The following is a 14,470-nucleotide window of genomic DNA, read 5'->3' on the forward strand; positions in this document are numbered from 1 at the left end:
CCGGGAAACGGAAAGGCAGCGCCTATGCGGGTGTCGCGCGCATCAGCGGTTCCGGATCGGCGTGCGGTGCATCGGCAGCGCGTCCGCCGAGAAAGTGCGCGAGACGCCGCACGGAAGGTGCACGCACGATGGAGTTGTGGTCGTCGTCGAACACGTCGACCGTGATGCCGCCGCGCCCGAAACGGCGCAATTGCTGCTCCGCCAGCACGCTCGACATCCCGCGCTTGTCGCGCGCGGCGAGCGCGTATCCGATGTGCGTTTGCACCTGCCGCGGCTGGTGACAGGCGAGTGCCACCGCGCTCGCGGCATGCAGCCGCGCGATGTGGTCGAACATCTCAGGCTGGGCGCGGCGGCGCACGTCGGCGAGATAGAAGTCCTGATCGAGCATCGCATCGAAACGCGGGTCGGCCAGCCATCGCTCGACTGCCTGCATACCGTCATCCGGCGCGAGATCAGCGGCCAGTGCGCGCAACCGCGTGGCGAATTCGCCGTCGTGGAGCGGGCTGTCGACGATCATCAACGGCGGCGCGCTCCCGCCCTCCGACTCCCACTGCGCGGCCATTTCGTGCGCGACGATCCCGCCGAACGACCAGCCGCCGAGCAGGTCGGGCTGCCTGCCGTGCGTCGCGAGCAGCGCCGCGCAGTAGCGCGACGCCAGTTGCGCGATCGAAAGATACGCGGGCGCGTGGCCCTGATCCGCGTACGGATGACGGATCGCGACGACCGTCGGGTCGCCCGGCCATGCCGCGGCCAGTTCCTGATAACACAGCACGTTTCCGCCGACCGGATGCACGAGCGCAACGAGCGGCCCGGCCCCGTCGCGCAGCGTCACGACCAGGCCGACGTCGCCGCCCGTTTCGGCCGGTTGCCGGGGATCGGCCGCCACGACTTCGCGAACGGACGCGTCACCGTTCGTCGTGCCGAACCACGCGGCCAGCGTCTGGAGCGACGCGCCGCGCGCCAGCATGGCGATCGGCGGCATCTTGCCGAGCCGCTGATGCAACCGCACCCGCAGCTCCGTCAACGCCAGCGAGTCGAGCCCCTGGCCGACGAGCGACAGCCCATCGTCGAGCACGACGGTATCCGGCGCGACCGCTGCCGCGATCGTGCGCAACGTCGCGAGCATCTGCGCCGCGCCCGCCGGTGCCACGTCGGCGCGATCCACCTCGATCGAGCGCGGCGGCCGGGCTTCCGCATTCGATGCGCCATCGCTTCGTTGGCGCACCGCACCATGCGCCGCTTCGGCGAGATCGGGAAACGGCAGCTCGAAACGCTCGGTGTCGAACGCGTAGCCCGGCGCTTCGGCAGGCCGCGGCGCATTGCCGTACAGCTTGTGCCACGCGATCTTCTGCCCTTCGCCGTAAAGGCGTGCGCAGCCGTGGGCGAAGCCTGTCGATTCGGTTTCCTCATCGCCTTCCGGGCCGTCGGCGAGCGACGCGATCGCGCACGTCCAGTCGCCGCCGGCGGCGGCGCGCGCGAGCTTGGCGAGCGCCGCGCCGGGCCCCACTTCGACGAAGAGCGTCTTGCCGTCCGACACCGCCAGCAACGCGTCATGAAAACGCACCGGCTGCTCGACGAGATCGAGCCAGTGCTCGACGCCGGCGATCGCATCGGTCGCGACGGCGCCCGTGAGGGTGGAGACGATCGGAATCGACGGCGGCGCGAACGTCAGCGGTTCGAGCGCGCGCCGGAACGCTTCGCGCATCGAACGTAACATCGGCGAATGGCCCGGCGTGCCGTAGGTCTTGAGCAGCGACACACGCTTGCCCGCCGCGACCATCGCGTCGTGCACGCGCGCCACCGCTTCCGGCGTGCCGCTGACGACGGTCTGCCCCGGCCCGTTGATGCCGGCGACGAACAGATCCTCGCCGAACGCGAACCGCGCGGCGAGTTCGTCGGCCGCGGCGGCCACCGCGAGCATCGCGCCGGCCGGCGTCGCGGTATCGAACAGTCGGCCGCGCGCCTCCACCGCCTTGAGACCGTCGCCGAGCGACATCACGCCGCCGATCACGGCGGCCACGTGCTCGCCGAGCGAATGCCCGATCAGCAGATCCGGCTGCACGCCGAGCTCCATCCAGGTACGTGAAAGTGCGTAGCACACGACGAAGTGAGCCAGTTGCCCCGGATGATGGCGCACCGCTTGCGCGCCACGGCCGACGATCGCATCGAGCACGTCGCGGGCCGTTTCGCTACCCAGCAGGCGCAGACACGCGTCCGCGTGTTTGCGGAACAGGCCGTTGCCGTGGTAGAGGTTTCCGCCGACGCCCGGCTGCCACGCCCCTTGCCCTGGCACGAGAAACGCGACGCGGGGCTTGCGCGGCGGCTCGCCCGCATGCCAGTTGCCGGACGGATTGTCCGCGAGAAACGCGTCGAGCGCGTCGATGAAATCCGCTTTCGTCGTGCCGACCAGCGCGACGCGATGATCGAAATGATCGCGTCGCACGTTCGACGTATGACACGCATCGCGCAGCGGCACGGACGTGCCCGCGAGCCAGGCCCGCCATGCCGACGCGACACGCCGCCGTGCGTCCGGCGAGCGCCCGGAAAGCGTCAATACGCGTTCGCGGTCGATCGGCGCACCGGTGTCCGGCACGGGCGCCGGCGCGGACAGAATCAGGTGGACGTTGGTCCCGGTGATGCCGAAACCGCTCACGCCGACCAGCGTCTCGCCTTCGTCGAGCGGCGTACCCTCGCGTGGAACGGCGAGTTGCGCGCCTTCCCAGTGAAAGCGCGGGTTCGGCGTCTCGAAGTTCACCTGCGCGGGTACGTGGCGGTGCCGCAGGATCAGCATCGCCTTGATGAAGCCGGCCATGCCCGCGGCGCCCTCCAGATGCCCGAGCTGGGACTTCACGGAGCCCACGAGGATCGGCTTGTCGCGTGCGACGGCGCGTGTATAGACGTTACGCAACGCGGAAAGCTCGATCGGATCGCCGAGCGCCGTGCCCGTGCCATGCGCTTCCACGTAGGCGACTGCGTCCGGCCGAACGCCGGCGCGCATCATTGCCCGGCGAATGACGGCTTCCTGCGCCGCGCCGTTGGGCGCGGTGAGACCGTTGCTCGCGCCGTCGCTGTTGACGGCCGACCCGATCAGCACCGCATCGATGCGATCGCCGTGCGCGAGCGCGTCGTCGTGCCGCTTCATCACGATCACGCCGCCGCCTTCGCCGCGAATATAGCCGTCGGCGCTCGCGTCGAAAGGACGGCATTGCCCGGAGGCGGACATCGCCTGGAGCCGCGCGATGCCGATCGTTTCCTCCGGCCCGAGGATCAGGTTCACGCCGCCGGCGATCGCGACGTCGCACTCGCCGGCCTGCAGGCTCTGCGCGGCAAGATGGATCGCGACCAGCGACGACGAACAGGTCGTATCGACGAAGATCGCGGGCCCGCTCAAACCGAGTATGTGCGCGACGCGCCCGGGGGCCATCGCGCGCAGGTTGCCGAGCTTCGAATAGGTGGTGATGCGCGACGGATCGCCGGACCAGACGGTGCGCCGGCCATAGTCCGCCTCGCCGATCGTCATGAAGACCCCGACGTTCCTGCCGCGCAGCCGGCCCGGCGCGATGCCCGCGTTCTCGAGCGCCGCCCATGCGAGTTCGAGCATCCAGCGCTGCTGCGGATCCATCTCCATCGCCTCGGCCGCCGAGGTCCGGAACAGCTTGCGGTCGAAGCGGAACGGATCTTCGACATAGCCGGCCACGCGCGAATACGTGGTGCCGGGCTCGTCGGTATCCGGCGAGTAGAACGCGTCGATATCGAAGCGTTCGCGCGGCGTTTCGCGGATCGCCGTGCGCCCGGAATTCAGCAGCGTCCAATAGCTCGACGCACAGGACGCGCCGCCGGGGAACCGGCACGACATGCCGATGATGGCGACGCGCTGCGCTTGCGTGTTTGACTGGTTCATACCGTCCTCGCGGCGGAAAGCGTTCATCCGGCCTAGTGGCGGCTCGCCGCGGCGAGATCGTCGCTGCTGCTCGCCTGGACGAGCACGGCCATGTTGCCGGGCAGGTGCCGGTTCTCGCGGATCTTCGCGTGCGCGTCCGGCAGGCGGCTCCACGGAAACACTTCCGACAGGCACGGGTCGATCTTGCCGCTCATCACGAGCCGGTTCGCCTGCGACGCTTCCTTGAGGTTGGCGAAGTGGCTGCCCTGAATGCGTTTCTGGCGCATCCACACGTAGCGCGCATCGCAGGTCAGGTCGTAGCCGCTCGTCGCCGCGCAGAACACGACCATGCCGCCGCGCTTCACGACGTAGCAGGACGGGGCGAACGTATTGCGGCCCGGGTGCTCGAACACCATGTCGACGTCGCGCTTTTCGCCGAGCGCACCCCAGATCGCCTTTCCGAACCGCTTGACTTCATCGACGTAGGCCGCGTACTCGACCTTCGCATCGACGGGCGGCGGCGCGCCCCAGCACGAGAAATCCGAACGGTTGATCACGCCCACCGCGCCGAGCCGTTTGACGAATTCGGCCTTCGACGCGTCGGAGACCACGGCGACGGGGCGCGCGCCCGCGAGCGCCGCGAGCTGGATCGCCATCGTTCCGAGCCCGCCCGCCGCGCCCCACACGAGCACCGATTGCCCGGCGGAAAGCACGTGTGGCTTGTGGCCGAACAGCATCCGGTATGCGGTCGCGAGCGTGAGCGTATAGCAGGCGCTGGCGGCCCACGTGAGGTGCTTCGGGCGCGGCATCAACTGCGTCGACTGCACGCGCGCGAACTGCGCGAACGAGCCATGCGACGTTTCATAACCCCAGATCCGCTGCGACGGGGACAGCATCGGATCGCCGCCGTTGCATTCCTCGTCGTCGCCATCGACCTGGGAGCAGTGTGCGACCACCTCGTCGCCGACCTTCCATTTCTTCACGTTCGAGCCGACGGCCCATACGATGCCGGCCGCATCCGAGCCCGTGATGTGATACGGATCGTCATGCAGGTCCAGCACCGAGAACGGCTGGCCGAGCGCCGCCCACACGCCGTTGTAGTTGACGCCGGCCGCCATCACGAGAATCAGCACGTCGTCCGGGCCGAGCGAGGGCACGTCGACGATTTCGTTCGTGAACGCGTGCTGCGGCTCCCCGTGGTTCTCGCGACGAATCGTCCACGCGTGCATTTTCCTCGGCACGACGCCCAGCGGAATCGCGCTGCCGATGTCGAACAGTTCCGGCGGGTTCCTTCTCGTTTCGACAGCGAAATCGATCGTTTTGGTATCCATAACAATACTCGTGAAAGAGTTGATCCGGGATAAGTTGCACTCGTGCTAGGCCGCGGCCATCCCGCCGTCCACCGACAGTGCGGTACCGGTCATGAACGAAGACGCGTCGCTCGCGAGGAACGTGACCGCCTCGGCGATTTCCTGTTCGGTGCCCAGCCGGCCGACCGGATGAAACGCCTTGATCTGGTCGGTCATGCCGGTTTCATCGAGAAACTTCTCCACCATCGCCGTCGCCACGAACGCCGGGCAGATCGCATTGACACGGATATTCTGCTTCGCGTATTCGAGCGCGGCCGCTTTCGTCAGCCCGAGAATCCCGGCCTTCGACGCGTGATAACTGCAGCCGCCGAATGCAGACGCCACGAGGCCATAAGTGGACGACATATTGACGATCGCACCGCTGCCCGCTTTCAGCATTTCGGGAATTTCGTATTTCATCGAAAGGAACATCCCTTTCAGATTGATATTCATCACGTAATCCCAGCTCGCCTCGTCGGTATCGGCCACGGCTTTGCCGAATGCCTCCACGCCGGCGTTGTTGAACGCAATATCGAGCCTGCCGAATTCGTGCACGGTCTGCGCGACCATCCGCGCGCAATCCTCCGCGCTCGATACATCGGTCTTCACGAACAGCGCTTCGCCGCCCGCGCGGCGGATCTCCTCGACAACGGCCAGACCTTCGTCGATGCGGCGCGACGCGATCGCGACCCGTGCGCCTTCCCGGGCAAACAACAACGCCGTGGTGCGGCCGATACCCGAACTTCCCCCGGTCACGAGGGCGACTTTTTCATGAAGCTTCAGCATCGTATTCTCCAGTCGCATTGATATGCAGGCCCCGTCATCACCATCCCGATTTTTCAGATCGAAAATGAATCGTCGGTTCTTGACCGGATGGATTCTAGACGGCGAAAAGCGTGCGCCGATGAAAAGTGAAAAAAGTTCAAATTTGATTGTCGAACGGACGAATATCATCGCTGACATCACGACACTCCGCGTTCAACCATCGGCCTTCCATGCGTACGAATACGATCTCCCGGCATGAACTCGGCATGTCCGTCATACACGCGATCGGCGACGAAGGCTTCGTCGGGCTGAGCGCGGCACTCGACCGTCTCGACCCCGATTTCAAGCGATTGCTCGTCGAGGGCGCATATGCCGACATCATCGCCCGCCCCAACCTCTCGCTGAAGCACCGGGAACTCGTGACGGTCGCGGTACTCGCGACGATGGGCAATGCGGATGGCGCACTGAAATACCATGCGGGCGGCATGTTGAATACCGGCTGGACGCCGCACGCGGTGCTCGACACGGCGTTCGAGACGCTCCATTACGCAGGCGTGCCGGTGGCCGCGGCCGCGATACGCCACATCGCCGGGTTGTTGCGCGAACGTGCCATCGATATCGACGTCGACGTCGATTTTTTAGAGGATCCCGAAGCGACGATCGCCACGTTGCTTGAGCGCCGGCAACGGCCGTTCGATGCGCTGACGCCGAAAGAGCGCCGGCTCGCCGCGCTTGCCATCGTCATCGCGCGCGAAAACCGGCACGATGCGGTTCGCGTACACGTGAACGACTGCCTCCACGCGGGCTGGACGCGCGGCGAACTGACGGAGGTATTGATTCAACTGACCGGCTACATCGGCTGGCCGCTCGTACTGCCCGTGTCGCGCATCGTGCTCGACGCGTTCGATGCGTTCAGTGCGCTCAATGGGGCGCCGGACGACTCGGCGGGAATCCAGGCCGATGCACCGGCCGAGCGGCATGCGCTGCAACGCGACCTGTATCCGTCGGACGCGGTAGGCGGCTTTGTGGACATGTCGTCCGCGATCGAGCGTGGCATCGATCGGCTGGCCAGCGCGGCATCGGGCGATGAGCCGGTCGAGCAGGCGAAGGCGCGCCACCTGACGGCAATCGCGTGCCTGACCTGCCTCGCGCGCAATGCCGACGCCGACGCGCTCGCCGCGCACATCCGCGACGCACGCCGGTCGGGCGCATCGCGACCCGAGATCGTCGAGGCCATCGTCGCCGCGTTGCCTCATGCCGGCGTGCTGGCCGTGCAATGGGCGCTCGCCGAGGCGAGCCGTTCGTTCGCCTCGGCGGCTCCGCATGCGGCGCGCGAGCACGACGACGTGCAGGCATGAAGACGACCGCGTTCCACCTCTCTCCCACACCATGCGGCACGAACGACACAGGAAACGACGATGAACGACGAAGGCGGATACGATCTCGAGGATCTCATGCCCGGCATGAACGCGTGCTTTTCGAAAACCCTTTCCGAGCACGACGTGCTGCTGTTCGCGAACGCGACCGGCGACCGGAACCCCGTGCATCTCGACGAGGCCTATGCGCAGCGAACATTTTTCGGCGGCCGCATCGCGCACGGCATGTTGTCCGCCTCCGTGATATCGGCGGCGATCGCGACGCATCTGCCAGGGCCCGGCTCGATCTATCTGTCGCAGGATCTGCAATTCCGCCGCCCGGTCAAGCTGGGCGAAACGGTCTGCGCGACGGTGACGGTCAAGGAGATTCTCGCGAGCCGGCGTCGGGTCGTGCTGGAAACGCGCTGCGAAGTCGACGGCCTCGTCGTCGTGGAGGGCACGGCGGTGGTGATGCCCACGAATGCGGCGGCGCGCCGGAAAGAAGCGGCGACCGTGCAGGATCAGGCGGTTTGACGGCCGCCCGAAGCGCGACTGCCGGCGTTGTCGGGCGTGCGACCCGCGGTCGCGCTACGCGGGTTTGCGCAGCGGCTCGAGCAGGTGCCTCAGGCCGTTATGGTCGATCTCGTGCATCAGCGCGAGCTGCCGGCCGATTTCGCCGCGCGGGAAGCCTTCACGCGCCAGCCAGTTGAGGTAAGGCCCGGGCAGGTCGGCAAGGAGTCGCCCTTTGTATTTTCCGAAGGGCATGGTGACGGCGACGAGGGATTCAAGATCTGGGGTGCGCATGCGCGTATTGTGCACGGCTTTGCGCAGCCGCGCGCGTCACGGCCCGGCTGCGGCCCAAGGCCGCGAATCCGACCCTTCGCGGCGGGATGAATCAACCAACCGGCCCCGATTGACAATCGGGATTCACGTCGGCCGCCGGCTTGCTTCGCGCCTGCTAGACTGGAACTTCCCCCTGCAAACCATGGAGGGAATCATGATGTCCATCTATGTCGTGAAGACCGGCGAGCAGTTCCTCTGCACCGCCGGGGACGGCGATATCGGCATGGCGCCGGCCATCGAAGACGCGGCCTCCTTCGGTTCGTACGACGAAGCGGAGAAAGCCGCGAGCGCGCATGCCGACCCCGGGTACGAGATCGTGGCCGTCTGCATGATCAGGCACTGAGCGCCGATCCGCGGCCCGGTGCGCAGGGCGATCCGCGTGCCGGACGCCAGTCGCCGCGCGTCGGCGGCGTCGATGCGACGGACCCGGCGTTCGCACGCCGCGGACGGGCGGTTCGCGCCACGCGTCGTCCACGCCGAGCATCATTGCCGCAAGCGAGCCGTCCGGCTTCGACGGCCACGCTTGCGGCAACCGGCTTGCAGCGTCCTACTTCTGCAGCGAGATTTCCACGCGACGATTGCGCGCGCGTCCTTCGGCGGTATCGTTCGATGCCGCCGGGTTCGCCTCCCCGTGGCCGACCGCGGCAAACGCATCGGCCTTCAGCCCGTGCTCGCGCAGATAGCCGGCGACCGCATCCGCCCGGCGCTTCGACAGCGCCTGATTGTGCGCATCCGAGCCGGTCGCGTCGGTATAGCCGTCCACTTCCACGCGCGCGAAATGCTTGTCGCCCTGCCGGCTCAGCAGCGTGTCGAGCGCGGCGGTGGCGGCAGGCGTCAGCACGGCCGAGTCGGTCGCGAAGTATGCATCGCCGGTCAGGCTCACTTTTTCGGCCGGCACGGGCGCCGGCGTAACGGCCTCGGCGGCCGGCGCGGGCGCCGCGCCGCACTGGAACACGATCGAATGCGCATCGGCGCCGTCGCGGTACGGCGTGGTGGTGTCGACGAGGCGCACGGCCTCGTTGCCGCACATGCGCGTCGCGACCTTCATGCAGGTCTTCGCGCTCGACAGGATGCCGTGGCAGTCGACCTGGAACGTCCGGATGCCGTTTCGCGGCTGCAGTTCGTACGCGTTGTACGTCGGCCCCGACGCACTCGAACAGGCCGCGAGGGAAACGACGGACGCCAGCAGGGCAAGATGGATGTTTTTCACTTGATGACTCCGAGAATGCGATGAGCACGGCGCGTGCGGCGCGATGTCGCGACGCATCCGCGCGTGTTTGCGTTCGGCGCGGCCCGCTCCGGCAACGCGTGCCGGAACGAACCGCTGCGCGCGATCACTTCCACTGATACAGCATGCCCGCGCCGACCACACGCTGGCTGCCGGCGAAGCCGCCGTTCAGCGTCGCCTTCAGGTTCTCCGTGACGCGCGCCTGCACACCGACCGCCATGGCCTTCTGGCCCTGGAACGTCGCCGTGCCGACCCCCATCGCGAAGTTCGAATCGCGGTCCATGTGCGGGATCGACGCCATCGCGGCGGTCGCGGCGATCCCCTCGCGGGCCATCGAATCGGTCTGCTGGATCTGCTGCTGCATCTGCGTGAGCTGGTTGTTGACCGTGTTCAGCGACTGCGTGAACTGGTTCGATACCGCGTTCAACTGGTTCACGTTCACCGCGTCGGTGCCCTGCGTGCCCGCCGCGACGTTCACGACCTGCCGCGCCGAATCCGCCGAGCCGACCGCGACCACGTTCGAGCGCCCGCCGTCGTTGCTGCCCGTGCCGATCGCCGTCGAGTTATTGCCCGACGCGGTCGAGCCGACGCCGATCGCCGTCGAGCCGTTGCCCGACGCCGTCGAACCGTTGCCGACCGCCGTGCTGTTGGAGCCCGACGCGACCGCGCCCGAGCCGCCCGCCGACGAATTCGAGCCGCTCGCCCCCGGCGGCACGTTGCCGCCGGTCGGATTCGTCGTGTACTGCCCGCCGAGGTTGGTCGTGCGCTGGTCGATCAGCGTCGTCAACTGGTTCGCCACCGAATCGAGCTGCGACACGTTCACCGCGTCGGTGCCGTTCTTGCCGGCCGCGAGCCCGGTGATCTGGCGATTGCCGATGTTTACTTCGCCGGCCGACGACTGCGGGCTGCTCAGCCCGTACGCGACGTAGTTCGTCAGCGCGCCGACCGTGGTCAGCGAACCGGCGCCCAGCGCGACGCTGTTCGCGAACGTCGCCGATGCGCCGGCGCCGAGCGCGAGCGCATCGGTCGCGCTGCCGCGGGCCCCCGAGCCGAGCGCGACGCTGCCCACGCTGACCGCCACCGCATTCGCGCCCTGCGCGACCGACTGCGCGCCGGTCGCCGTCGCGCCGCTGCCCAGCGCGATCGCGTCGGCCTGCGCGGAACTCGCCGCCTGGCCGATCGCGACCCCGCCCGGCGCGGTCTGGTCGACGATCGCACCGTTGCCGATACCCACGCCGTTGTCGCCGTTGACGACCGTCGTCGGCCCGACCGCGATCGATTCCGCGCCGACGGCCAGCGAATCGCCCGCCGTCGAATTCGCGTGGAAGTACTTCTGGCCCGTCACCGCGAACGATTGCAGCGCGCCGGTCAACTGCCGCACCGTTACCGCATCCTGCTGGCCGGTGCCGTCGGCGACGTTGGTGATCTGGCGGTAGGTCCTGTTCGTCGCGTCGCCGACCGATACCGCGCCGAGCAGCGTCTGGTCGGTCGTGTCGAACGGGATCGACGCGCTGCCATTGCGGATGATGCCGGACGACGGCGCCGTCGCACGGTCGGCGACCGAGCCCGAGCCGAGCGCGATGCTGCCGTCCACGCGCGAGATCGCGTTCGGGCCGATCGCGACGCTGTCGACGCCGAGCGCCTGGCTGTCCGGCGCGGTCGAATTCGCGTGGAAGTACTTGATGCCGTTCGCGTTGATGTTGTCGATCGCCGAGCCGACGTTGTTGTTGATCGTCGTGGAGCCGTCGCTGTTGTACGTCACGTACGACGGCGCCGAGATCGTGCCGGTGGTCGGATCGTAGGTGGCGCCGCCGCCGATCGCGCCGGCCGTGCTGTTGCCGAGGTTCGTGTTGTTGTTCGTGATCGAGCTCAGGCTGGTGGACAGCGAGCCGATGCCGGTCGACGTGGCCGTGGACAGCGAGGTCAGGCTGCTGTTCGTCGAGCTCAGGCCGGTGGACAGCGAACCGACGACCGTCGACGTCGAAGTCGACAGCGACGTGATCGTGCTGTTGGTCGAGCTCAAGCCGGTGGACAGCGAGCCGGCGACGGTCGACGTCGAAGTCGACAGCGACGTCAGGTTGCTGTTCGTCGAGCTCAGGCCCGTGGACAGCGAGCCGACGACGGTCGAGGTCGAAGTCGACAGCGACGTGATCGTGCTGTTGGTCGAGCTCAGGCCGGTGGACAGCGAACTGATGCCCGTCGACGTCGACGTGGACAGCGACGCCACCGAGCTAATGGTCGAACTCAACCCGGTGGACAACGAACCGATGCCGGTGGACGTAGACGTGGACAGCGACGTGATGCTCGACGCCGTCGACGTCGACAGCGAATCGAGCGCGGTGTTCGTCGCGGCGAGTTGCGATCCGTTGATCGCGTCCGTGCTCGACGAACTGATTCGCCCGGCCGCGACGTTGGTGATCTGGCGCTCGCTGCCCGCTTTACCCACGCTGACGACGCTGGTCGGGTTGATGCCGTTGAAGTTGTACGTGACGCCGCCGATGACCGCGCTGGCCGTCGGATTCGGCGCGGCCGTCACCGACCCGGAGCCGAGCGCGACGTCGTTTGCGTTGTTCGCCACGGCCGACGCGCCGAATGCGACCGCACCGGCGGCGGCCGCCGTCGACGTATTGCCCAGCGCCAGGGACCCCGTGCCCTGCGCATTGTTGGTATTGCCGATCGCCACTGCACCGTCGCCGTTCGCGGTGTTGTTCGACCCCATCGTCACCGCGCCGGTGCCGATCGCGGTGCTCGGATCGCCGATTGCAACCGCGCCGTTGCCGCTCACCGTCTGGCCGAAGCCGAGCGCGACGGCGCCGGTGCCACCCAGCACCTTCGAGCCGTAACCGCCCGCGACCGAACCCGCACCCGCCGCCGCGGCAACCGAGTTGGAATCGCCGATCGCGACGGTCGACGTAGCCGCCGCGACGCTGTTGATGCCGACCGCTGTCGCGTTCGTGGCCGACGCCGTCGCACCAGGCCCCAGCGCGCTGGCGGACACGCCGGTTGCAAGCGACAGATTACCGAGCGCGGTCGCGAACTGCTGCGTCGCGCTCGACTGTACGCCCATCGCGATCGAACTGAGGCCCGACGCATTCGCGTTCAGGCCGAACGCAAGCGCATTGTTGGCGCTGGCCGTCGTATTCGAGCCCATCGCGATCGAGCTCGTGCCGAGCGACTGCGTGCCCGAGCCGGGCACACCCGCGGTGCCGCCCCAGCCGATCGCGATCGACGACGTGCCCTTCGCGCCGCTGTTGACGCCCATCGCGACGCCGGAATTACCGGAAGCCAGCGCGCCGCTGCCCACCGCGACGCCGGCCGCTCCCGAACTCGTCGACTGATTGCCGAGCGCGACCGAGCCCGTATCGGTTGCGTTCGACGCATAGCCGAGCGAGACGCTTTGAGCGCCCACCGCACTCGCGCCGAGACCGAGCGCGGCCGCATACTGGCCGGACGCCAGCGCGTTGTTGCCGAGCCCGATGGCCGAAACGCCGGTCGCAGCCGCGCCGCTGCCCATCGCCACCGCGCCGTTTTGGGTCGCGCTCGAGAGATTGCCGACGGCAACCGAAAAAGTGCCGCTGCCAATCGACTGCACGCCCAGCGCCACGCCGTTGAAGCCGGTCACTTGCGAATTGATGCCGATGGCCGTCCCGCCATCGGCCATTGCATGCGCGCCGGGGCCGATCGCCGTGGACGACTGGCCAGCCGCCGTCGACAGATTGCCGTACGAGGTCGCATTCACCTGCGACGCCACGGAACCGTTGCCGATCGCCGTCGAACTGGCGCCCCCGGTCGCGGAGCCGCCACCCGCCGAATATTGCGCATGCGCACCGGCCTGGAACAGCCCGAGATACGCGGCCGTCATCATCACGACGAGCCGTCTGGGCGAGAGCGTCGGCTTCGTCGCGATGCCCGCGTCTGCCGCATGCGCGGACGCGCTTCTCGACGACGCAACCCGCTTGCCGCGCGCACGATCGAGCTCCGACGCCGCAACCCAGGCGCCCAGTGCTTCGTTCCAGATCGACTTGAACGACTTGTTCATCTTGTGTTCCCTCGGTTCTCATGTGCTGGATGACACAACAGCGAACGCGGCGCCAGGCGCGGCGCGGACCTCATCCGCTTGCGCCTGTCTCGCGACGCCTCGCTTCTTACTTCGCATCACTAATAAAAACTACGAACAGCGTTGCCCGACACGCTCGCCCCATATCGCGAGTGTGCGACCGCCCGCCGCGCATGCCCGTTCGGCACGATGCGCGATGACGATCGCCGGTTATCGATTCACGGAAGTCGACATCGCCCGCCCGGCGGCGACACGGCGCACGACGCGCCGCGAATCCGCACGCGCGCGCACCGCCGTACCCGCCGAAGGGCGACTTCGAAGCTCATTGGAAAAGCGTCGCTCGGACGCTGGACGAACCGATGCCGGCCCGCATCGCGGGCGGCCCGTCATATGTCATTCAGGCGGTGAAAGGCGCCATGCAGTCCCCGGATCTGACGCACGCGCCGCCGGATCGCCGACGCTGACAGCCCGCACCGGATCGGTCGACCCGGCGCGCTGACCTGCCATGCTTGTCGTATTCATGTTTTTCGTATCCGCCTGATTCGAAGAGCGCCGCGCGTGGCCCCCGGGATCGATACAGCGCCCGGCGGCTCACACGAAGTCGCTCACCCCTTTTCCGTCCGGCGGGCGACCGGCTTTTCCGGGAAATCCGGAAAAGCCGGCTACTCACCGCACGACCCCGGCATCGAATTAATCGATCGAATTTACTTGACGATTTTCTTCTCGCTCGATGCCTTGCACCCAGCCCAACCCGTCATTTCTCGATTCGTCCTGTATGTCGAAAAATCTCGCGAATCATGACGTTTTCATTACCCTCGTGCCCGTTATTCTTTTGTTACCGGCATTCCCAACATCCGGGAATGCCATCATTCAATGCGCCATCGAATGTCGGCTGCCATGAAAGCGGCGGCGACGACAGCAATCCTCCCGGCAATCCGAAGCAGCGAAAGAACCGATTCCAGCCGCACCGGGGCTAGTGTGCAGGCATTCGTC

Annotated in this window: 9 protein-coding genes; 3 read left to right on the top strand and 6 right to left on the bottom strand. The window is 67.4% G+C overall.

What is annotated here, in order from left to right; genetic code table 11:
- Positions 1-22: 22 nt before the first annotated feature.
- Genes KPB06_RS09835 through KPB06_RS09845 form a run of 3 tightly spaced genes read right to left on the bottom strand, consistent with a single transcriptional unit; the run spans position 23 to position 6,015 of the window.
- Entirely contained in the window at positions 23-3,901 is a 3,879-nt protein-coding gene (locus KPB06_RS09835; RefSeq protein WP_275905501.1) for a type I polyketide synthase, read from the bottom strand.
- Between the two features lie 32 nt (positions 3,902-3,933).
- Positions 3,934-5,211, bottom strand: coding sequence for a crotonyl-CoA carboxylase/reductase (ccrA, locus tag KPB06_RS09840; RefSeq protein ID WP_099318577.1), 1,278 nt, complete (start codon positions 5,209-5,211; stop codon positions 3,934-3,936).
- 45 nt (positions 5,212-5,256) lie between these two features.
- Positions 5,257-6,015 (bottom strand): SDR family NAD(P)-dependent oxidoreductase, encoded by a 759-nt coding sequence (locus KPB06_RS09845; protein WP_060010714.1) that lies wholly within the window; start codon positions 6,013-6,015, stop codon positions 5,257-5,259.
- 245 nt (positions 6,016-6,260) lie between these two features.
- On the opposite strand from KPB06_RS09845, the gene KPB06_RS09850 reads away from it, so the two are divergent.
- Positions 6,261-7,352: a carboxymuconolactone decarboxylase family protein gene (locus tag KPB06_RS09850; RefSeq protein ID WP_226224353.1), complete on the top strand. Its 1,092-nt coding sequence runs from the start codon at positions 6,261-6,263 to the stop codon at positions 7,350-7,352.
- A 60-nt stretch (positions 7,353-7,412) separates the two neighbouring features.
- Positions 7,413-7,883: a MaoC family dehydratase gene (locus tag KPB06_RS09855; protein ID WP_059583787.1), complete on the top strand. Its 471-nt coding sequence runs from the start codon at positions 7,413-7,415 to the stop codon at positions 7,881-7,883.
- Between the two features lie 54 nt (positions 7,884-7,937).
- Here KPB06_RS09855 and KPB06_RS09860 read toward each other — a convergent pair whose 3' ends face one another.
- On the bottom strand, positions 7,938-8,153 hold the full coding sequence (locus tag KPB06_RS09860) for a DUF3820 family protein (protein ID WP_059583788.1): 216 nt from the start codon (positions 8,151-8,153) through the stop codon (positions 7,938-7,940).
- 193 nt (positions 8,154-8,346) lie between these two features.
- Between KPB06_RS09860 and KPB06_RS09865 the strand changes: the two genes are divergently transcribed.
- On the top strand, positions 8,347-8,535 hold the full coding sequence (locus tag KPB06_RS09865; protein WP_275905530.1) for a hypothetical protein: 189 nt from the start codon (positions 8,347-8,349) through the stop codon (positions 8,533-8,535).
- A 204-nt stretch (positions 8,536-8,739) separates the two neighbouring features.
- Here the strand turns inward: KPB06_RS09865 and KPB06_RS09870 are convergent, their stop codons facing one another.
- Both KPB06_RS09870 and KPB06_RS09880 read right to left on the bottom strand, forming a co-directional pair.
- Positions 8,740-9,402 (bottom strand): OmpA family protein, encoded by a 663-nt coding sequence (locus tag KPB06_RS09870; RefSeq protein WP_060313971.1) that lies wholly within the window; start codon positions 9,400-9,402, stop codon positions 8,740-8,742.
- A gap of 124 nt (positions 9,403-9,526) precedes the next feature.
- Positions 9,527-13,459 (bottom strand): YadA-like family protein, encoded by a 3,933-nt coding sequence (locus tag KPB06_RS09880; protein ID WP_275905500.1) that lies wholly within the window; start codon positions 13,457-13,459, stop codon positions 9,527-9,529.
- Between the last annotated feature and the right edge of the window lie 1,011 nt (positions 13,460-14,470).

The organism is Burkholderia semiarida, from assembly GCF_029268935.1.
In the GTDB taxonomy this organism is placed as follows: Bacteria; Pseudomonadota; Gammaproteobacteria; order Burkholderiales; family Burkholderiaceae; genus Burkholderia; species Burkholderia semiarida.

Bases quoted from the DNA above. Each gene is read 5' to 3' on its own strand.
- KPB06_RS09845 (WP_060010714.1), bottom strand. From the start codon at position 6,015: ATGCTGAAGCTTCATGAAAAAGTCGCCCTCGTGACCGGGGGAAGTTCG.
- KPB06_RS09850 (WP_226224353.1), top strand. From the start codon at position 6,261: ATGTCCGTCATACACGCGATCGGCGACGAAGGCTTCGTCGGGCTGAGC.
- KPB06_RS09860 (WP_059583788.1), bottom strand. From the start codon at position 8,153: ATGCGCACCCCAGATCTTGAATCCCTCGTCGCCGTCACCATGCCCTTC.
- KPB06_RS09855 (WP_059583787.1), top strand. From the start codon at position 7,413: ATGAACGACGAAGGCGGATACGATCTCGAGGATCTCATGCCCGGCATG.
- KPB06_RS09865 (WP_275905530.1), top strand. From the start codon at position 8,347: ATGATGTCCATCTATGTCGTGAAGACCGGCGAGCAGTTCCTCTGCACC.
- KPB06_RS09880 (WP_275905500.1), bottom strand. From the start codon at position 13,459: ATGAACAAGTCGTTCAAGTCGATCTGGAACGAAGCACTGGGCGCCTGG.
- ccrA (WP_099318577.1), bottom strand. From the start codon at position 5,211: ATGGATACCAAAACGATCGATTTCGCTGTCGAAACGAGAAGGAACCCG.
- KPB06_RS09835 (WP_275905501.1), bottom strand. From the start codon at position 3,901: ATGAACCAGTCAAACACGCAAGCGCAGCGCGTCGCCATCATCGGCATG.